The organism is Streptomyces sp. NPDC088817 (genome assembly GCF_044750345.1).
Lineage (GTDB): Bacteria > Actinomycetota > Actinomycetes > Streptomycetales > Streptomycetaceae > Streptomyces.
Map to the genome: position 1 here is coordinate 150,631 of NZ_JBIVJN010000010.1, position 21,701 is coordinate 172,331.

A 21,701-nucleotide genomic window follows, 5' to 3' on the forward strand; every position below is an offset into this window, starting at 1 on the left:
GGTGATGGTGAGCCGCATCCGGTGCTTCTGCCGACGGGCGTGTCTAAGCCGTCCGCAACGTCACCGACACCGTGGTCGTGCGTGGGCTCCAAGGTTTGGGCCGGCTTCGATTACACAGAGTGTCAGGCTGAGGCAATTGCTCTTGGTTTGCTCGGGCGCGTGGAAGTAATGAGTGAACCCAGCGAAGGCAATCTTTTGCCTGACCTTGACCGCTCCGAGTAAACGTATTGATCGTCACATCCGCTTCCCGATCTTGGTCAATGGATGTCCCTTATCTGGCTGTTGACCTCCTGTTTGCCTGTGGGGCTTAGTTACAGAAGTCAACTGTGAGAACGCTGTGGGTGGGATGTAGTGAGGGTGTGGACCCGGTTTCGGGGCAGGGGCAGGGCCGTTGGAGCGCTGCTGAGTGTGACGTTGGTCGTGGGGGCGCTTCCGGTCTTGGGGGGTGGTGAGGCCGCGGCGGCTGTGCCGGCTGCGCCGCGGAGCGCGGAGGTCGACTCCGCCGACGGTGGTGTGTCGGAGGGGGATGCGCTGGCGGAGGCCAGGCGTACGGGGAAGCCGGTGGAGGTCTCTGCCCGGCGCGGGGAGAGCCATGAGGTCTTTGCCACGCCGGATGGGCGTCTGGAGGCGCGGGAGTACCTGCGCCCGGTGTGGACCCGTGGCCAGGGTGGCTGGAAGCGGGTCGACACCAGCCTAGTGGTGACCGGTGAGGGCATGATCGCGCCCAAGGCTGCGACGTTGGACGTGGAGTTCTCCGCCGGTGGCGGGTCTGCTCCGTTGGTGCGGATGCGGCGTGCGGGGCGTGAGTTGAACCTGACGTGGCCGACCGCGCTGCCGAAGCCACGTCTGGAGGGTCCGGTGGCGACGTATCCGTCGGTGCTGCCCGATGTGGATCTGCGGATGACCGCGCAGGAGGACGGCTTCACACAGTTGCTGGTGGTGAAGTCGGCGAAGGCCGCGGCGAGCGAGGAACTGGCCGAGCTGCGGCTGAAGCTCTCGGCGTCGGGCCTGGACGTGCGCGAGACCAGCGAGGGCGGTCTGGAGGCCGTCGACAAGGGCGCGGCGGGCGCGGTGTTCGAGGCGCCCAAGCCGATGATGTGGGACTCCAGCCCGGGCGAGCAGCCCGCTGCCTCGGCGGGAGCGCGCGCTGCCACGCTCAGCGCACACGCCGCGGCGCCGGAGGATGAGAGCGGTGAGCCGGGCGCGGCGGAGTCGGGCAAGCTCGCGCCGGTGGGCGTGGCGGTGACGGCCCGGCAGGATGAGTTGGTGCTGACCCCGGACGCGGATGTGCTGAAGGGCCGCGACACGACTTATCCCGTGTACATCGATCCGCAGTGGTATCAGCCGAGGGCGTCGGCGTGGACGATGGCATCGAAGTACTGGGCGTCGTCGCCACAGTGGAAGTTCAACGGTGCCTCGGACGCCGGTATGGGCTACTGCAACTGGGACTACTGCGCCCCCCACGACACCAAGCGTCTGTTCTACCGGATTCCGACCTCTGAGTTCGCGGGGAAGTCGATCCTGTCGGCGGAGTTCGTGGTCCGCAACACGTGGTCGGCGTCGTGTGACGAGCGCAAGGTGGAGCTGTGGCAGACCAAGGACATCTCCTCCTCGACGACGTGGAACAGTCAGAACGTCGCGGGTTTTTGGATCAAGCAGCTGGCGTCTGACTCGTTCGCCTACGGCTACACCGGCTGCGCGGCAAAGGACGCCGAGTTCGACGTGAAGTCGGCGGTGCAGTCGGCCGCCGACAACAAGAGCTCCACGATGACCTTCGGGCTCCAGGCTGCCAGCGAGACGGACGGCAAGGCCTGGAAGCGGTTCTCAGACAAGGCGTATCTGCGGGTGAAGTACAACCGACCGCCGCCGCAGGTGAAGATGTCGCAGCTGACGATGCAGTACGGTGGCGCGTGCAAGAAGCCGGCGAACGCTGCGCACGTGCGCTCGCTGGGCACAATCTACGCGAACAACATCACCGACCCGGACGGTGACAACGTCGCGGTGCAGTTCGAGGCGCGTTGGGACGCCAAGGACGGCAAGGGCATGATCGCCCGTTGGAAGCCGGCCCTCACCCCTTACAAGAAGTCCGGGACCAATAGCTTCTCGATCAGCCTGCCGTCGTCGATCCCGAAGAACGTGGAGGTCAACTGGCAGGTCCGCGCGTACGACGGGGCCCAGTATTCGGCGTGGTCGTCCGCGGGTGATCCAACGGCCTGCTACTTCTATTACGACCCTCAGGCACTGCCAGCGCCGACCGTTACTTCGAACGACTATCCGTCTGCGGACACTGATGATCCCGTCGATGCCCCGTGGTACGACGGCATGGGCAGGTACGGGACGTTCACCGTCGTCGGTAACGAGACCAGGGTGATCAAGTACCTGTACGACATCAACGTCGACCCGTCGGGCAAGAACGCCGTCTCCACATCGAACGGTGCTGCCAAGTCTCTCAAGCTGCTGCCGGCGGTTATCGGCTTGAACACCCTCTACGTCTCCTCCGTCGACGCCGCTGGAAACGTCTCGGCACCGACCGGATACCGGTTCCGGGTGAAGGCCGGGCAGCCCGAGCGGGCGATGTGGCAGATGGACGAGGACGCCGGGGCGAGCCAGGCCGTGGGGTCGGCTCCGGAGCGCACGCTGGAGCTGCGCGGCGGCGTCACACCGGGTGTGCCCGGGGCCAAGGGTACGGCGGTGTCCTTCAACGGAGTCGACGGCTACGCGGTCTCCGACATTCCCGCCGTGGACACCTCGGTCGGGTTCTCCGTCTCCGCGTGGGCGAAGCTGTCGAAGATGCCGGACCAGGCGGCCATCATCGCCGCCCAGCCCGGCAACTACGCTCCGGGCTTCGAGCTGTACTACTCCAAGTCCTATGACCGGTGGGTGTTCAACCAGTACAAGGCCGACGCCACCGGCGCGGGCCTCGCGCGGGCCATGGCACCTTCCCCGGGTGGGGTCAAGGCAGACCAGTGGACACATCTGGTGGGCGTTTACAGCCTGGGCGACAAGGAGTTGAGGCTCTACGTCGACGGTGCACTGGTCGGGAGCACGGCCTACAGCACGCCCTGGGACGCCCGCCGGGGTCTTCAGATCGGCGCCGGCCTCTACGACGGCGGCAGGCTGGCCTCGTTCTTCCCCGGGGCGATCGACGAGGTGCAGATCTTCGAGAAGCCGCTGTCGGCCGCTGAGGTGACACGCCTGTACGGCAAGGAGTCGCTTACCGCGGGCCGTCCGGCGCGGGCGGTGTTCTCGATGGACGAGCGTGCCGACGCGACGCAGCTGGCCGGGATGGCGGAGGTGCCGGCGGCCACGTTCGTCGGAGGTGTCACCTCTGGGCAGACGGGCGTCGCAGGCAAGGCGCTGACGCTGAATGGGATCGACGGTTACGCCACCACCAAGCGGCCGGTGCTGTACAACCAGCGCAGCTTCGCCGTGTCCGCGTGGGCCAAACTGCCGAAGACAAAGCCGGACCACGCGGCGATCATCGCCACGCAGACGAGCACGAACAGGCCGGGGATGGAGCTGTACTACTCGGCGGGGTACGACCGCTGGGTGGTCAATCATTACGTGACGGACGCGCCGGACGCCAAACTGATCCGGGCCATGCAGCCTGAGGGGCAGACCGCCTACGGGGATACGTGGACGCATCTGGTTGGGGTGTACGACGAGGTCGCGGGCAAGCTGATCCTGTACGTCAACGGGGTGAAGGCTGGCGAGACGGATCTGAAGCCCAACTGGTACGCGGGCGGGGCGGTGCAGATCGGGGCCGGTTCCTATGACGGCAAGCCGGGCTCGTTCTTCCCGGGCCAGATCGACGACGTGCGTCTGTTCGATCGTGTGGTGGGCGCCGAAGAGGTCCAGCAGATGTTCCAGCAGCGTCCGCTGGTCAAGGCCCGGTGGATGTTCGAGGAGACCACCGGGACCGGCCCGGTGACCACCCCGAACGCGGTGCTCGACGGCAGCGCGCTCACGCTGTACGGCGGCGCGAAGAAGTCGGACTTCGGCTTCATCGACTTCGGCAGTCTGGAACTGGACGGCGTCGGCGGCTACGCGGCCACGACGTCCTTGCCGGTCGACACCAGTGGCAGCTACACCGTCACCGCCTGGGCGCAGGCCGCCGCGCTGCCGACCAGAGGCGTCGCGCTTGTCAGCGCCGAGGGCACTACCCAGAGTGCTTTCACTGTCCGCTTCGTACCGGACTCCGCGATTTCGGAGGGTCGTGGCCACTGGGAGCTGGCCGTGCCGGACAAGGACGGTTCGGACGCGACGGTCGTACGCGTGACCAACAGCGAGTTCTACGACGCGCGGGACTGGAACCACCTGGCCGTGGTCTACGACGGCTTCGCCAAACAGGCACGCCTGTACGTCAACGGAATCCTCCAAGAGGTCTCCTGCGACAGCGATGAGGAGGACAGTACGGACTGCGGGAGCCAGGGGGCCTGGGCCGAGAACACGCTTGCCTTCAAGGCAGCCAAGTCCTTCCAGGTCGGCCGTGCCAAGACGGGCGAGTACTTCCCTGGCCTGGTCGACGACGTCTGGGTCTTCCAGGGCTCGCTGACCGACGAGCAGGTTCAAAAGCTGGCCGGCAGCTGGTTCGGCGTACCGACCGAAGTGCCTGGTGCCGGCTGATCTCTGGTGGAGGACGCGTCATGAGGCGCTTAAGGCCACCGTGCAGTTCGACCGACTGGCCCCGTTGACGTGATCGTTCACGGCGACTGCTGACGCAACAGCGGCGCCCGGGTCTCCCGGGCGCCGCAAGACCTACGCGATATGCCATTCAACTTCCGCTCCGGCCTGCTCTGCGACGCGCGGGCCGGCCTGCGGCGACGGACGAAGGACGGGATGAAGGACAGATCGAGCAAGCGGCTCAAAACGCTGCGGCGGCGTGTCGCGCTGGCCTCGGCCGCGGTCATGGTCGGCACTCTCCTGCAGGGGGTGGCACAGCCTGCTGCCGCAGCGGACGGCGGGAAGGTACTTTCCGGCCTTCCCCAATCCGAGAAGCCCGTGCCCGTGTCGGCGGTGAAGACCAAGCCTCGCACCCTGATGAAGGGCCCGCGCACTCCGCAGACGCCCCCCGACGCGGCTTGGCCGAAGGCGGCAACGGCCGTCGTCGAGCTGCCGGCCTCTGCTGGGCAAGGAACCGCACGCACCAGTGTCCGGGCCAAGGGACTGCCGCTGGCCCTGGACACAGGCGGCATCGCCGGCGCGAAGGCGGCGAGCGGTGCCGTCGAGGCACGCGTCCTTGACCGCGAGGCTGCGAAGAAGGCCGACGTCGAGGGGCTGCTCTTCACGCTCCGCTCGAAGAGCGAGGGCAGGAACGGACTGACTGAACGAGTCGGCCAGGTGCGGGCGAAGCTGGACTACTCCAGCTTCGCTGAAGCCTATGGTGGCAACTATGCCTCGCGGCTGCGCCTGGTGGAGCTGCCGGCGTGCGCACTGACTACTCCGGAACGGGCCCAGTGCCGTACCAGTCGGCCGGTCGCGTCGGTCAACGACACCGAGAAGCAGACCCTGACCGCGCAGAACGTTGCCCTCAGTGGCAGTACTCCGACGGTGCTTGCCGCCGTGGCGGAGGCGAGCAGTTCGAGCGGTGACTACACGGCCACGTCGCTTTCACCTTCGGCGACATGGAGCACCAATCTGAACACCGGTGACTTCTCCTGGTCGTACAACATGCCGGTGCCGGACGTCCCGGGCAGCCTGACCCCGAACGTCGGGCTGTCGTACTCGTCCGGATCCATCGACGGGCGCACAGGCAACACGAACAACCAGGCCTCATGGGTGGGCGACGGCTTCAACCTGTGGCCCGGTTCCATCGAGCGCCGCTACAAGCCGTGCGCCGAAGACGGCGTGAAGAACGCGGACGGCAGCAAGCCCGGTGACCTGTGCTGGGCGTACGACAACGCGTTCATCACATTCAACGGCAAGGGCGGCGAGCTGGTTCCGATCGGCACGAACTCGTGGAAGCTCAGGGACGACGACGGCACCAAGATCGACCGTCTGACCTCCAGCAGCCGCGGCAACGGCGACAACGACGGCGAGTACTGGCGGCTGACCGACCCGGACGGCACCCAGTACTACTTCGGCTACAACCGGCTGCCGGGCTGGGCGGACGGCAAGTCAGTCACGAACTCCACTTGGACCGTCCCCGTCTTCGGCAACGACTCCGGTGAGCCCTGCCATGCCTCGGCGTTCGCCGACTCCTGGTGCCAGCAGGCGTGGCGGTGGAACCTGGACTACGTCGTCGACGTGCATGGCAACGCCATCGCCTACTACTACGAGCAGGAGACCAACTCCTACGGCCGCAATTTGAAGGCCAAGGACAACACCCCGTATGTGCGCGGCGGCACGCTGGAGCGGATCGAGTACGGTCTGAAGTCCTCCTCGATGTACAGCACGAAGGCGCTGGCCAAGGTCAGCTTCAAGGGCGCCGAACGCTGCCTGCCCGACTCCAACACCAACTGCACGGACATCGGCAAGGACGCCGCTTACTGGTACGACACGCCCTGGGACCTGAACTGCGACGCGGGCAAGGACTGCGACAAGGGCCGCCTGGCCCCGGTGTTCTTCACCCGCAAGCGGCTCACTGACGTGAGCACCCAGGTCTACGACGGCAGCGGCTACAACGACGTCGATTCCTGGAAGCTGACCCAGCGGTGGGGCATGACCGACGCCGACTACCAGCTCCTGTTGGACTCCATCCAACGCACCGGCCACACGGCGACCCCCACGATCACGCTGCCGAAGACGACGTTCGCCTATACCCAGCTGGTCAACCGCCTCGACAGGATCGGTGACGGCTACTCGCCTTTCATCAAGGCCCGCCTGTCCACGGTCGCCGACGAATCGGGCGGCGAGATCGGTGTCAAGTACTCCGACCCCGCCTGCGGCTTTGCCGCGCTGCCGAGTCCGCAGACCAACACCACACGCTGCTTCCCGCAGTACATCGGCGGCAGCACCTCGGACGATCCCGAGCGGCAGTGGTTCAACAAGTACGTGGTTACCTCCGTGATCGCCACCGACCGCGCTGGCGGGGCCCCGGACCAGGTCACCAGCTACCGGTACCTGGGCGATGCGGCTTGGCATTACGACGATGACGACGGGTTGACGAAGGAGAAGTTCAAGACCTGGTCCCAGTGGCGAGGCTACGGGCAGGTCCGGGTGCAGACCGGTGGGCCGGGCGGCGCGTCGGCGATGAAGTCGCAGGAGGACACCTACTTCCTGCGGGGTATGGACGGCGACCGCAAGGACACCAGCGGCGGCACCAAGACGGTGACCGTCACCCTCGAGGCCGGTGAGGGCGACTCGATCACCGACCACGAGGCGGCGGCCGGCTTCGCCTACAAGTCCGTCAGCTACTCCGGTCCCGGCGGCAGGGTGCTGGGCAAGTCGGTCAGCCGGCCCTGGTACCAGCAGACGGCGAAGAAGACCCGCAGCTGGGGCACCGTCACCGCCAACTTCACCGGCACCAAGTCGACCACGTCGTGGACGTCGCTGGACGACGGGGCGGGTACGAAGTGGCGCACCACCGAGTCCAGCGCAGAGTTCGACACGGTGGCCGGGCGTGTCACCCAGGTCAACGACCGCGGCGACACCGGCACCACCGACGACGACACCTGCACCCGCACCACCTACGCCACCAACACGACCGACAATATCCTCACCCTCCCCTCGCGGGTGGAGACGGTGTCGAAGGCCTGTACCGCGAGCGTCAGCCGTCCCGCGGACGTGATGTCCGACGTTCGCACGGCTTACGACGGCGGCACATACGACGCCGCCCCCACCAAGGGCGACGCGACGGCGGGCGCGGTACTGAAGGACTACAACGGCACCACCGCGGTGTACCTGGAGTCCGGCACCACCTATGACTCCTACGGCCGCCCCCTGACCAGCACCGATCTGACTGCCGACGTGACCGTCACGTCGACTGGAGCGGTCACGCGGACAGCGCGCAAGGACGGACGTACGACCACGACCGAGCGCACCCCGGCCACCGGTTTCGCCACCACGGTGAAAGTGACCACACCCCCGGCCACGGCGGGTAACGCGACCACCGCCCAGACCTCGACAAGCAGCCTCGACCCCTTGCGTGGCCTGCCGGTGAAGCAGACCGACAACGACAACAACAACGTCACCACCGTCGACTACGACGCCCTGGGCCGGACGGCCAAGGTATGGCTGGCCGACCGCAGCACCAGCCCGCCCCCGACTCCGACCTACCAGTACACCTACACCGTCACCGAGAACCATCCGGTCGTGGTCGCCACCAAGACACTCAACAACGCCGGAGTCCAGCGCACGTCCTACACCTTCTACGACGGCTTCCTGCGCCCCCGCCAGTCCCAGGATCCGGGTCCGGACGGTGGCCGTCTGCTGGCCGACACCTTCTACGACGAACGCGGCCTGACCACCAGGGAGTTCGCCACCTACTACGGCAATGGTGCACCCTCCACCACGCTGGTCAAGCCGGATGACGCACTGGGTGTGGAGACCCAGAACCGGTACACGTACGACGGTCTGGGCCGTCAGACCGAAGCCAAGCAGATCGCCGGTAACAGCGACGGCGGCGCCGTCCTGGGCACCACCAGGACGATCTACGGCGGCGACCGGACCACGGTGATCCCGCCGGTCGGCGGCACCGCCACCACCACCCTCACCGACGCCCGCGGCCGGACCACCGAACTGCGCCAGCACCGCGCCCGCAGCGCAGAGGCGGCCTACGACGCCACCAAGTACACCTACACCCCGCGCGGCGAACTGCTGAAGCTCATCGACCCGGCGGACAACACCTGGTCGTACACCTACGACCTGCTGGGCCGACAGCTGACGGCGACGGACCCCGACAAGGGCACCGCCACCAGCAAGTACGACGACCGCGGCCAACTGGTCACCACCGACGATGCCCGGAAGGGCACCCCGGCACTGTGGCACGGCTACGACAACCTCGGCCGCCAGACCGCACTGCGCGAAGGCTCTGCCTCCGGCAAACCGCTCGCCACCTGGACCTACGACACCGCCGCCGGCGGTAAGGGCCTGCCCGCCGAATCCACCCGCTACGTCGACGGCGTTGCGTACGCCACCAAGGTCACCCAGTACGACCGCCTCTACCGGCCGCTCAGAACCGCAGTGGTCATCCCCAAGGAGGAAGGTGCCCTGCAGGGCACTTACCAGACTGGCACCTCCTACCTGCCCTCCGGGCTGGTCGGCGTCGTGAGCTACTCCGCGGCCGGTTCCCTCCCGGCCGGCAGTCAATCCTTCACCTACGACCCGGAGACACTGCGGCTCATCTCCCTGCTGGGTGACGGCTTCAAGGCGGAGACCAGCTACTTCAGGACCGGCAAGCCGCACGAGTACAAGATGTACAGTACGGCCGCCAGCACCAAGCAGGTCAAGGTCACGAACGACTACGAGTGGGGCACCCAGCGCCTGGCCAACACCTGGGTCGACCGCCAGGACGTCGCCGGAGTCGACCAGAACAGCACCTACCGCTACGACGAAGCCGGCAACGTCCTGTCCGTCTCGGACGTCTCCCGCTCCGGCACCGACAACCAGTGCTTCACCTATGATCACCTGCGCCGCCTGACCGAGGCCTGGACCCAGAACACCACCAACTGCGCCACCGCGCCCACCGGCAGCACGCTGGGCGGCCCGGCCCCGTACTGGCAGTCCTACACCTACGACCTGGTCGGCAACCGGACCACGGAAACCCTCCACGACCCCACGGGGAACGCGGCCAAGGACGTCAAACGCACGTACGCCTACCCCGAAGCAGGCAAGGATCGGCCGCAGCCGCACGCCCTGTCCTCCGTGACGACCACGGGCCCGACCGGCACCGCGAAGGACTCCTACGGCTACGACGAGACCGGCAACACCACCGCCCGGACTCTCAGCGGCACCACTCAGACTCTCGAATGGGACGTCGAAGGCCACCTGGCCAAGGTGACCGAACCTGTCGCAGGTGGCGCCGCCAAGACGACCGAATACCTCTACGACGCTGACGGCCATCGCCTCATCGGCCGCACCCTCACCGAGACCACGGTCTACCTCGGCACCACCGAGATCACCCTGACCAAGGGAGCCACCAAGCCCAAGGCCACCCGCTACTCCGACCTCGGCGGCGGAAACCAGGCCGTCAAGACCGACGACGGCAGCATCTTCTTCACCCTCGCCGACCACCACGGCACCGCCCAACTCGCCATCGAGGCCGGCACCCAGAAACTCACCCAGCGCCGCAGCCTCCCCTTCGGCGGCACCCGCGGCACCGAGCCGACGTCCTGGCCCGGCACCAAGGGCTTCGTCGGCGGCACCAACGACACCAAAGCCACTGGCCTGACCCACCTCGGCGCCCGCGAATACGACCCCACCACCGGCCGCTTCATCAGCGTCGACCCGCTCATGGACCCCGGCGACCCGCAGACTCTCAACGGCTACGCCTACGCCAACAACAACCCCGCCACCTACTCCGACCCAACCGGGCTGTGCTTCGCGGACGTCTGCGGCATCGGTTACCCCATTGGGGGAACGGGTGGCAACGGGCGTAAGAAGGAATACGTCAAGAAAGCGCCACCCGGGGCTGGTGGGGTAGGGGCTTCAGGATCAAGCGGGGCTGGCTATAGAGGCTCTCTCCCGGCAGCCGCCAACGGCGACTCGAACAAAATGGTCAAGATCAACGGCAAGTGGAACGTCAAGATCTATCCGGGCGTCTACCTACCCGCAAACCATCCGCATCTTGACCAGATTGCAGAGAAGTTCCACAACTGGGTCGACTACGTGTGTGGTCCAAGCGCCAGTAATTACAATTGCTTGGCGCCGAGGGAAGACGGGTCCGACCCCAGGGCGTACCAGCGAGTCGTGGGCAAGATGACTTCTTGTCCACGCAAGTGGCATTGCAATGAAGACTGGTTCAATCCGACCGACTTGCTTCAGGCAGGTGTGGCTTCGGGGCTGATTGCGGGGAATGGTCGAGTAGTTGGTCGCCTGGGGCGGAGTGGTGGCGAGGGTAGTATTGGTCGTGAGCTGATTGATGGCGAAGCCCAGTATCATATAATCTCCGGAAATAGGACTGGAGGCGGTCATAAGTGGCCGGGACAGCCAGGTAAATCGGTGTTCCCGGGCGACTGGAGTACGGATAAGATCCTCGACGGCGTGGCGGAAGTAGCGACCAACCCCAATAGCAACTGGGAATGGGTTAAAGGCGCACAAGGATCCACCCATACAAGGAGGGGGGCGCCATCTCGCGTGGCGATCACCGGTGAGTATGACGGGGTGAACGTTAAGGTAATTTACGAGCCGGCCAGTGATCGGATTATCTCTGGGTACCCCTACAAGTAGTTGGGTGGCGTGATGCAGGAGCCGCACTACCGGAGTGTGATCGCGGAACTCTTGAATGATTCTCCTATTACTCGAGGGGAAGTAGTCAGGAATGTGCGAGAGTTCCTCGTGGTTGGCGAATACGCCTTGGCTTTCGATACGCTCTGCGAGTGGATTTACGAAGATGATCTCACGATCTCTCCTGCGTACCACGAAAGGCTCCGTCAGCTGGCTGAAGATATGAACGCAGTTAAGCTGGTGGAAGACCTTCGGATGCAGATTGCGCAAGAGAGTTGATGGCGTTCGCTTGTTGGTGCAGCCAAGGATGAGGTGCGGGCTCTTCTGTGGAGCTTCCCAGATCCTCCACTGACTGGTGGACAACTCTGCCAAGCCCACGCGAATGCAAACGCGAGGCCCCGTCAGACGCGTCCTGGCGGGGCTTCTGCGTGGGGTGACGGCAGTAGTTGAGGCTCCGGGGCCTTGCGGCAGAGAGTCCACGAAATTCTCGATGCTTCTCCGAACATTCGCCCCCTGAGGAATGAGCTGACGCAGCAAGGCGAGCTTCAAGGCGGTTATCAAGTAGCCGAGTTGACCGGCCTGAACGCCCGCGGGGGCCGGCCGGAGGGGATGCGGCTGATCGTCCGCCGCGTGCGACCCTCCCGGCGGCATCTGAAGAAGCTGACCGACTTCGAGAAGAAGACCGGCTGGCGGTACTCGATCACCGCGACGAACATCCGGCATATGTGGGGCGTCGCCGGATCCCACCAGATCCAGTTCCTCGATGCCCTGCACCGCGACCACGCCGAGGTCGAAGGCCGCATCCGCACCGGCAAGGCCATGGGCCTGCGCAACCTGCCCTCCCACTCATGGCAGATCAACACAGGCTGGATGCTCGCCGCGAACCTCGCGGTCGATCTCGACGCCTGGCTGCGGCTACTGACCCTCCACGACGACGAGGACCTGGCCCACGCCGAGCCGGATACCATGCGCTTTCGCCTCTACCACCTGCCCGCCCGTCTGGCCCGCCATGCTCGCCGCCGCTTCCTGCGCATCGAGCGGACCTCGCCCTGGGCATCGGCGTTCACCACCAGATGGAAGCGGCTGACCCAGCTTCCGGCCGTCACCTGACGCCCGGCATCGCCCCGACGAGGACCAGGAAGGAGTGCAGCCCCGCAGTCTCCGGGCCCGTGGAACCCGGCGCAGCCGCGGCGTCACGCGACGGCCCGCCCTCAACCGGCAGGGGACATTACGGGCGAACCGCCGGACCTATCACCGATCGAACCCCGCTGACGAATCGAGGCCAACCGTGCTTTCGCCGACCCACAAGACCTGATCACCGCTGTCCGGCGGGGCTTACGTCAACTCCAGTACCGCCACGACGTTCTCGACGGCTGCCTCACCGGAACTGGACTGGTGCCCGCCCCACCATGACGACATCACGCATTCAAGGTCAGTAACCGGCACGCCGAATGGCAAATTGCCGGGGATTGATGAGTTCACTCGGGCACACATTGGGAGCCCTCGCCGAGTCGGTAATCGGCGGGGGCTCCCGGGCGTTTGACGGCAACGCTGACGGCAACGTCAGTGGACGAGCGTTGCGGCAGGCGGCTCGTCAGGGGTTCCTCGGTGTGGTCCAGGGCGACGCTCAGGGAGTCGATAGCTTGGCGTTGGAGGCGGGGACGTGGGCGTAGACGGTGGCGGTGACGCCGATGTGGGCGTGGCTGATGAAGCCGCAGGTGCCCAGTGCCCGGCCCCAGGGGCCCCGTGCCCCCGGGACCGGACCTTCACACGTACCGCAGCTCCGCCGGGCGGACCGAGCGGCGTAGCAGGGGCAGGGACGCGGCTGTGGCCAGCAGGCAGGTGGCGTAGACGCCGACCGGGACGAGGAGCGCCGTGTACGGCACGGTTCCGGAGGTGAGGAGTCCGTACCAGATGCCGATCGCCAGGCCGCCCACGCCCGCCACGAGCACGGCCGGGGCCAGGGGCAGGGCGGTCTCCAGCAGGAGGGCCCGGGCGAGCACCCGTCGGGGTACTCCGGCGGCCACCTGCGCGGCCAGGCCCCGGCGCCGGGTGGCGACGGACTCGGCGGTGCCGACGGCGAGTGCCGTGAGGACGATCGCGAGGGCGAGGGCGATGGTCACGGCCGTGAGGTTCAGGCCGGTCGTGTAGAAGGACATGTCCGCCGCGAGCGTCTCCCGTCGGCGCATGTCCTCCAGTTCGGTGAGCAGCCCCTGCCGCACCCCCATGTACCCGGTCCCGACCACCGTCACCAGCAGCACCGCCGCATGGGTGCGGGCCGCCGCCCACGGGTCGTCCCGCAGCCGCTCAGCCGCGATCAGCACCGCCGGGGAGCCGGTCCGGGCCGCGAGCAGCCGGCCGGTCAGCCCGGCCAGGGCGCCCGTGAGCCACACGGCGCCCGCGCCGACGGCCAGGACCGCTGCCAGGGCGATGAGCGGGCCGGTCCCGCCGTGCCGGGCGGAGGGGCCGTCGGACGTGCCGGCCACCGCCCCCAGCGCCAACACGCCCACCACCAACAGCGCCCCCACGAACAGCAGCGCCGCACCCCGCCCCGACCGCGACCGGGCCCGCCGCACCCACCCCAGCGGCGAAGTCACCACCCGGCGCAGCGCCAGCACCGCGGCCGCCATGCCCAGCACCGGTGCCACGACCGCGACCAGCGCCATCCCGGTCCAGGCCGACGTGATCGGCTGCTCCCACTCGGCCGCCAGCACCGCCGCCGCCCCGGCCGTGGCCAGCGCCGAGCCCAGCAGGCAGGCGAGCCCCGTGTCCAGCGCCGCGATCCGCCGCACCCGGCCCGGCTCCGCGCCCGCCAGCCGCAGCACGGCCGCACGCCGGTCGCGGTGCACCGCGCCGATCCTGGCGCACTGCCCGAGGAACCCGAGCACGGGCACCAGCAGGAGCAGCAGCGTGACGATCACCCCGGAGCGCTCGCCGGGCTGGTCGAGCAGGCCGTTGCCGACGGAGAAGCTGTACTGCCCGCGCACCGTGGCCAGGACGGCGGCCGCGAGCCCCAGCCCCGTCGCGCACATCGCCCCCACCGCCGTGAGCGCGATCCGCCACCACTCCCGCCGGTCCGACCCCCGCACCAGCAGCCAGGCCAGCCGCAGATCGGTCCTCACGCGAGCACCTCCGCCGGGACCGTCACGCCGTCCTGCAGCCGCACCTCGCGGTCGGCGTACGCCGCCGTCTGGGCGTCGTGCGTGATCAGCAGCACCGCCGTGCCCGCCTCCCGGGCGGCTCCCACCAGGGCCGTCATCACCTGTTCGCTCGCCAGCGAGTCCAGTGCCCCCGTCGGCTCGTCCGCGAACACCACCTTCGGACCGGTCACCAACGCCCTTGCCAGTGCCACGCGTTGCGCCTGGCCACCGCTCAACTCCCCGGGCCGCGCGCCCTCCTGCTCCCGCACCCCGAACCGCTCGAGCCACGTCCCCGCCTGGTCCTGGGCCGTCCCCCGCGCGGTCCCGGCCAGCATCAGCGGCAGCGCCACGTTGTCCACGACGGTCAGTTCGGGGATCAGCTGCCCGAACTGGAACACCACCCCGAAGTCCGTGCGGCGCAGTTCGCTCAGGCGCTGCTCCGGCAGCCTGTCGACGCGTTCCCCGCAGTACGTCACCGAGCCCTCGTCCGGCCGGACGATGCCCGCCAGGCAGTGCAGCAGCGTGGACTTCCCGCTGCCGCTGGCACCGGTCACGGCGACGATCTCGCCCTCGCGCAGCTCCAGGCACACCCCGCGCAGTGCCGGGGTCCTGCCGTGGGACTTGACGAGGTCTCGGGCCTCCAGAAGGGGCACCGGAGGGTTGCTCATGCTCGGTCGACCTCCACGGTCAGAGCGGTCAGAGTGGCGAGCCGGGCCTGCGTGGTGGTCATCCAGCGCAGGTCGGCGTCGAGGTGGTTGAGGGCGTAGTCCGCCGAGAGCACGGTCGCCAGATCGGCGCCCGGGGCGGTCTTGACCGCCGTCAGCTCCCGCATCCGCTCCATGTGCGCGGCGCGTTGCGCGAGCAGGTGGGCGGCGGGGTCGCCGCCGGTGAGGATCGCCGTGACGACCTTCGCGAAGATCTCGTTCGTCACGAAGGGCGCGGGAGGCGTGACCTGCCCGGCCCAGTCGGCGACCTCACGGGAGCCCTCGGCCGTGAGGCGGTACAGCGTGCGCTCCGGTCCTCCGTCGGAGTCGGTTCCCTCGACCTGGGCCAGTCCGTCGCGGACCAGCCGCTGCAAGGTCGTGTAGACCTGCCCGTAGGCCAGCGGGCGGGCCTGCGGGAAGTGTTCGTCGTGGCGTCGCTTCAGGTCGTAGCCATGGCTCGGCCCTCCGGCGAGCAGCCCCAGCAGGACGTGGCGGGTGCTCATGCCCCCAGTATGTACTGAGTACATGTACTGAGTGAATAGTGATCGCCGAAGAAGCCGAAAAATACGGTCCGAAAGAAAGCCGTGGATCGCGGTCCGGCGGAACGGAGGATCCCGTTCCGCCGGGCGGGCTCAGTCCGCGACCGCGTACGCCTCCACCGACCACAGCGAATAGCCGTACTGGGTGGCCCGCTTGTCGCCCTGCACGCGGATGTGGCGCACGTCCCGCGCGTCCATGCGCAGGGTCTCGCGGCCGCCGCCGCTGTCGCGGACGGTCGCCGCGGTGCGCCAGCGCCGGCCGTCGTCGGAGACCTGGATGCGGTAGGCGGAGGGGTGGGCGTCCTGCCAGTGGAGGGCGACCTTGCCCAGGCGCACCGGGTGCGGGAGTTCCACCTGCCACCAGGCGCCGTCGTCGACGGGGGAGGACCAGCGGGTGTCCGGGTTGCCGTCGATCGCGGCGGAGGCCGGGAAGTCGGCGGTCTCGTCGGCGGAGGAGCTCGCCGTGCCGGTGCGTGCCAGGTCCGGGCCCGCGGTGCGCGGGAAGGTGCGGACCGTGAGCGTGCGGGTCACTCCGGCGAAGGTGACGCGGATGTCGTACGAGCGGGAGGGCGAGCCCGCCGGCACGATCACCTCGACGGGAACGTCCACCGTGGTGCCGCGGGGCACGGTGACCGGCGTGGTGGGGACGCGGACCTTGATGCCCTCGGGGGCCTCGACGGTGACCTTGCCCCGTACGTCGGCCGGACGGCCGGTGGACAGCCGGGCGGTCAGCCGTTCCGTGCCGCCGATCTCCGCGTCGGCCTCGGCCCGCGGCAGCTCCAGGTCCGCCACCGGCGTGTCGGCGAACCAGGGCACCAGGTGGCGCACCCGGGAGGGGTAGACGCCGGTCACGCGGACGGCGTCGACACGGGTGCCGGCCGGCGGGGGGGAGGGCTGCACAAGGGCCGGCGGGCGCGTCCAGAGGTCGGGAGCCGGGGAGACCGGCGGCCAGAGGGCCGGCGGGTGCGTCACCGCGCTGTCCGCGGACGGGGACTGCGCGGTGACGAGCTCCGTCGCCCCCTGCTCCGCCAGCGTTCCCACCCGGCGCCAGCCCTGTCCGGGGATGTGGACCTCGACGGCACCGGTCGTTCCGGGGTCGCTGAGGACTGTCACGGCGGTGAGGGCGCGGGCGCTCGGGAAGCGGATCGTGCGGCCGTCCGGCGCCCCGCCCGGGTCCTCGGCCGGCTCGTGCGTCAGGCCGGCCCAGGTCTCGTACTCCTGCCGCGCCCGGTCGAGGAAGGGGTCGAGGACTCCCTTGCCGACCGTCACGTCGGTGCTCCTGATCCTGCTCCGCAGCCCGTCCAGTGTCCGGTACGCGGTCCAGGCGCCCGCCGCGTCGCCGGCCCGCTGGGCGCCGAGCATGTCGAGCGCCGCGTCGCCCGCCTTGCCATGGCGCGCCAACTGGGCTGTCCACGGCGCGACTTCGGCTGCCAGAGTGCCGTCGCCCGACAGGTTCTGCGGCAGCTCGCGCAGCACCTTGAAGGCGGCGCGCAGCCGCTGCTCGGCCCGCTCGTTCGCGGGCCGGTCCGTCGTCGTACGGGCCTGCCACACGTCCGCGATCAGCGGGCGCAGATACGCCGACTCGGTGCCGCCGAGCACCGAGGACGCGTCGTTGCCGGCCAGGGCCGACAGCGCCTCGTGGCGCCGTTCGTCGCCTCCCGCGAGGTCGGCGACGGCCGCCTTCCACGACTCCTCGGGGCGGTAGTCGCGCGGGTTCCAGGCGTAGTCGGCCGCCGTGAACAGCGGGATGCGGGAGGCCTCCGCCTGCTCCATCGCGTTGGCGAGGAGGGCGGACGAGCCGCTGGCGACGGCCGGGTCGCGCCCGGTGTACGGGCCGAGGAAGATGCGGTCCTCGGCGTAGTCGTTGACCGGGTAGTTGTCCATGGTGACCAGCGGATGCGCGAACGCCGCCCGGGCGTCGGCCAGTTCGTCGCCCGTGATGGTCCGCGGCACCACGCCCACCCCGGTCCAGGCGACCTGGACCGACGCGTCAAGAGCGGACGCCAGCGCCCGCCGGTAGGGCGTCGAGCCGTCCTCGTAGAACTCCGTCGGCATCAGCGACAGCGGAGCCGCCTCCGGGTGCCGTTCCGCCAGGTGGCGGGCGACCTCGTTCGCCACCCGCGCCTGCGCCCGTGCCGCCGCGTCCGGACCGGAGCCGAAACGGGCCGGGTCCGCGCCGCAGTGCCACTCGCTGTAGCTGACGTTCTGGAACTGGAGCTGGAACGCCCGGAAGCCGAGCGCCCACATCGCGTCCACCTTGCGGGTCAGCGCCCGTACGTCGTCGTCCGAGGCGAAGCAGAACGACTGGCCGGGCGCCACCGCCCAGCCGAGCGTGACGTGGTTGGCGCGCGCCCGGTCGGCCAGCTCACGGAAGGCGGACCGCTGCACGGCCGGGTACGGCTCGCGCCAGCGCTCCTGGCGGTAGAGGTCGTCGCCTGGGGCGTACAGGTACCGGTTCTGCTTGGTGCGGCCCATGAAGTCGAGCTGGCCGAGCCGCTGCTGCTGCGTCCAGGCGGTGCCGTAGAAGCCCTCCGTGGTGCCGCGTACGGCGGTGCCCGGCCAGTCCCGGACGTTCACGCCGGGCACGCTCCCGTCGGGGCGCAGGAGCTGCCCCAGCGTCTGCACGGCGTGGAAGAGGCCGTCCTCGCCGGCTCCGGTGAGCGTCACGCCCTCCTTGCCCGCGGTGAGGAGGTAGCCGCCGGGGGGCAGTGCGTGCCGCGGGTCGCTGTATCCCCGCTCGGTGTACGCGCGGACCGCCAGGGCGCCCGCCGGAACCGCGTCCGTCCCCCGGAGGTCCGTGACCGTCCGGGCCCCGGCCTCGTACAGCAGCGAGCGCAGCGCGCTCAGGGCGTACGGGTCCGCGTCCGCGTCGGCGACCAGGGCGACGACCCGGTCGGCGACCTTCGCCGCGCCGCCGGTCGCCCGCAGCGACTGCGGGCGCGGCCACACCGCGAGGTCGGAGGAGGCGGTGGCAGGGTGTTCCGGGTTCGCGGCCGGGAGGCCGGTGCCGGGATCGGGGGCGGACGGCGCCGCGACGGCCGCGGGTGCGGCTCCCAGTGTTCCGGCCAGGACGGCGAACGCGAGTGCGGCCGCGCTCTTCCCATGCCCCATACCGCGCCGAAGCCGCACGGCCCCTCCTCGTCGATCGGCCTTCGCCGGGCGGAGCCGAAGGCGTTGTCGAAGAGTCCTGACCACACCATCCCGAGGGGAAGGTGTCAACGAGAGTGGCCGTTGTGCCGTGATTGCCCCAACCTGGTGGAAGGGAATGTGACCAGCGGCACGTAGGCCGTTCTCCTACGTCTGCCCCGGCGCGCACTGGGTAGGGCTGCGGTAATCCCCTTGACGCCGTACTCGACAAGGAGGCCACCGTGGCCGCACCGGCACACCTTCTCCTCTCGGCCCTGTCCAAACACGTGGCGGAGCCGCCCGCCGACCATCTGCTGCCCGACGACGAGCCGCTGTCCTCCGCCGCCCGGCCGCCCGAGCCCCGGCTGCCCGCCGACCCCGGCCCGTGCGTGTTCAGCGCGGAGGGCACCCACGCCGACGTCCCGCTGACCAGCGAGCCGCCGCTGCCCGACGCCGAGCCGCTCACCAGCGAGCCGCCGCTCGCCGAGACCGCCCCCCTGACCAGCGAGTCGGTCGCCGAGTCGGCCGAACAGGGCCCCTGCCGCGCGGAGTCGTAGATGACGGAACCGCGGCCGGCCGAACCTCCCGGATCCACCGGGTCTCCCGAACGTGCCGAGGCTTCCGGGCCCTCCGAGCCTCCTGGATCTCCTGAGCCTCCCGGACCTCCCGGGCCTCCAGCCGAAGAACTGGCCCGGCTCGCCGCGCTGCACGGCGTCGCCACCTCCTACAGCCCCTCCCCTGGCCGTACGGTCACCGCCTCCGCCGCCGCGGTCGTCGCGGCCCTGGCCGCCCTGGACGTCGACGCGAGCACCCCGGCGGCCGTCCGCGCCGCGCTCACCGCCGGCGAACGGGAACGGGACGAACGCCTGCTTCCCCCGACGGTGGTGCACTGGCTGGGCCCCGCGGCGGAGGCTCCCACGAGCGGCGGCCCCGCGGCGGACGCGGGCGCCGGACTGTCGCCGGCCGCCCTCGCCGGGCTGCCCCCCGGCACCCGGCTGGACGTGGAGACCGAGCAGGGCGGGACCCGCTCATGGGTGCACGGAGCGGACCGGAGCGGCGACCGCGTGGACCCCGTCGCCCCGCTGCCACCGGGCGTCCACCGGCTGACCGCCACCGCCCCCGACGGCCGCACCGGGCAGGCGCACCTGATCGCCGCCCCGCCCCGGCTGCCCACCCCGGCGGCACGCTCGTACGGGCTGCTCGTCCAGCTCTACTCCCTCCTCTCCCACCGCTCCTGGGGCATGGGCGACCTCGGTGACCTGGCCGAGCTGAGCGGCTGGGCCGGGCGGACGCTGGGAGCCGGGTTCGTGCAGGTCAACCCGCTGCACGCGGCCGTGCCCGGACCGCCCGCCGACCCGTCCCCCTACCGCCCCTCCTCGCGTCGCTTCCCCGACCCGGTGCACCTGCGCGTCGAGGACGTACCGGAGTTCGCGTACGCCGAGGACCACGAGCGGCTGCGGCCCCTGCTGGAGCGGGCCGGCAGGCTGCGCGCCGCCGTACTGGACGAGGGCGCGCTGATCGACCGGGACGCGGTGTGGGAGCTCAAGCGCGAGGCGCTGGAGCTGCTGCGGCGGGTGCCGCTCGGGCCCGGCCGCCGCGCCGCCCACGCCGGCTTCCTCGCCGAACAGGGGCAGGCCCTGGAGGACCACGCCACCTGGTACGCCCTCGCCGAGGTGCACGGCTCGGACTGGAGCCGGTGGCCCGAGGGACTGCGGGACCCGCGCTCGACGGAGACCGCCCGCGCCCGCGAGGAGCTGCGGGACCGCGTCGACTTCCACTCCTGGCTCGCCTGGCTCACCGACGCCCAGCTCACCGACGCCCAGCGCACCGCCCGCGAGGCGGGCATGGGGATCGGGATCGTGCACGACCTCGCCGTGGGCGTGCACCCCGGCGGGGCCGACGCCTGGGCGCAGCGGGACCACTTCGCGGCCGGCATGTCGGTCGGCGCGCCGCCGGACGCCTTCAACGCGCGCGGCCAGGACTGGGGCCTGCCGCCCTGGCGCCCCGACCGGCTCGCCGCCTCCGGCCACGCGCCCTTCCGCCGGCTGCTGCGCGCCCTGTTCCGCTACGCCGGCGCCCTGCGCATCGACCACGTCATGGGCCTGTTCCGGCTGTGGTGGATCCCGCAGGGCCTGCCTCCCACCGAGGGCACGTACGTCCGCTACGACGCCGAGGCCATGCTCGCCGTGCTGGTCCTCGAGGCCTCGCGGGCGGGGGCCGTGGTGATCGGCGAGGACCTCGGGACGGTGGAGCCCGGGGTGCGCGAGACCCTGGACCGGCGCGGGGTGCTCGGCACCTCGGTGCTGTGGTTCGAACGGGACTGGGAGGGGTCGGGCCGCCCGCTGCCCCCCGAAGGCTGGCGCGCGGACTGCCTGGCCACCGCCACCACCCACGACCTGCCGTCCACCGCGGCCCGCCTCACCGGCGAACACGTCGCGCTGCGTCACCGCCTCGGCCTGCTCACCCGCCCCCTGGACGAGGAGCGCGCGGAGGCCGCCGCCGACACGGACGAGTGGCTGGCGCTGTTGACGGAACTGGGCCTGCTGCGGAGCACGGACGGCCCTGGCGGCGCGGCCGCGGAGGAGGAGGCCGGGATCCAGGCCGTCCACCGCTTCCTGCTGCGCACCCCGGCCCGCATGATCGGCCTGTGGCTGCCGGACACGGTCGGCGACCGGCGTCCGCAGAACCTGCCCGGCACCTGGGACCAGTACCCGAACTGGCGCCTGCCCGTCGCCGACGCCGAGGGCCGTCCGGTCACCCTGGAGGACCTCGCCGCCTCGCCACGGCTGCGCGCCCTGACGGACGTGCTGCGGACGGACGCACGGACCGCGCCGCACGACACGGGCTGACCGCGGGGAGGCGCCGGG

General features: G+C 69.9%; 10 protein-coding genes and 1 pseudogene. 7 read left to right on the forward strand and 4 right to left on the reverse strand.

What is annotated here, in order from left to right; all coding sequences use genetic code 11:
• Nucleotides 1-561 precede the first annotated feature (561 nt).
• The 5 genes and pseudogenes from ACIP4X_RS20340 to ACIP4X_RS20360 form a co-directional block, all read left to right on the forward strand.
• Complete coding sequence (locus ACIP4X_RS20340) at nt 562-4,626, forward strand: LamG-like jellyroll fold domain-containing protein (protein ID WP_391452973.1); 4,065 nt, start codon at nt 562-564, stop codon at nt 4,624-4,626.
• Nucleotides 4,627-4,839: 213 nt separating this feature from the next.
• On the forward strand, nt 4,840-11,328 hold the full coding sequence (locus ACIP4X_RS20345; protein WP_401349802.1) for an RHS repeat-associated core domain-containing protein: 6,489 nt from the start codon (nt 4,840-4,842) through the stop codon (nt 11,326-11,328).
• Between the two features lie 12 nt (nt 11,329-11,340).
• Entirely contained in the window at nt 11,341-11,604 is a 264-nt protein-coding gene (locus tag ACIP4X_RS20350) for a MafI family immunity protein (RefSeq protein ID WP_391453800.1), read from the forward strand.
• A gap of 291 nt (nt 11,605-11,895) precedes the next feature.
• Nucleotides 11,896-12,435, forward strand: coding sequence for a transposase (locus tag ACIP4X_RS20355; RefSeq protein WP_391452975.1), 540 nt, complete (start codon nt 11,896-11,898; stop codon nt 12,433-12,435).
• Nucleotides 12,436-12,606: 171 nt separating this feature from the next.
• Nucleotides 12,607-12,738, forward strand: a pseudogene (locus tag ACIP4X_RS20360) (DDE endonuclease); the annotation flags it as partial.
• 353 nt (nt 12,739-13,091) lie between these two features.
• Here ACIP4X_RS20360 and ACIP4X_RS20365 read toward each other — a convergent pair.
• From ACIP4X_RS20365 to ACIP4X_RS20380, 4 genes are all read right to left on the reverse strand, one after another.
• Complete coding sequence (locus tag ACIP4X_RS20365) at nt 13,092-14,447, reverse strand: ABC transporter permease (protein WP_391452977.1); 1,356 nt, start codon at nt 14,445-14,447, stop codon at nt 13,092-13,094.
• On the reverse strand, nt 14,444-15,133 hold the full coding sequence (locus ACIP4X_RS20370) for an ABC transporter ATP-binding protein (RefSeq protein WP_358728526.1): 690 nt from the start codon (nt 15,131-15,133) through the stop codon (nt 14,444-14,446). The genes ACIP4X_RS20365 and ACIP4X_RS20370 overlap by 4 nt, the downstream gene beginning before the upstream one ends.
• Entirely contained in the window at nt 15,130-15,672 is a 543-nt protein-coding gene (locus ACIP4X_RS20375) for a PadR family transcriptional regulator (protein WP_358728528.1), read from the reverse strand. Before ACIP4X_RS20375 ends, ACIP4X_RS20370 begins: the two co-directional genes overlap by 4 nt.
• Before the next feature lie 129 nt (nt 15,673-15,801).
• On the reverse strand, nt 15,802-18,837 hold the full coding sequence (locus tag ACIP4X_RS20380) for a beta-N-acetylglucosaminidase domain-containing protein (protein WP_401349807.1): 3,036 nt from the start codon (nt 18,835-18,837) through the stop codon (nt 15,802-15,804).
• 239 nt (nt 18,838-19,076) lie between these two features.
• On the opposite strand from ACIP4X_RS20380, the gene ACIP4X_RS20385 reads away from it, so the two are divergent.
• Both ACIP4X_RS20385 and malQ read left to right on the forward strand, forming a co-directional pair.
• Nucleotides 19,077-19,391 (forward strand): hypothetical protein, encoded by a 315-nt coding sequence (locus ACIP4X_RS20385; RefSeq protein ID WP_358728530.1) that lies wholly within the window; start codon nt 19,077-19,079, stop codon nt 19,389-19,391.
• Complete coding sequence (gene malQ, locus ACIP4X_RS20390) at nt 19,392-21,683, forward strand: 4-alpha-glucanotransferase (RefSeq protein WP_358728532.1); 2,292 nt, start codon at nt 19,392-19,394, stop codon at nt 21,681-21,683.
• The last annotated feature ends 18 nt before the right edge of the window (nt 21,684-21,701 follow it).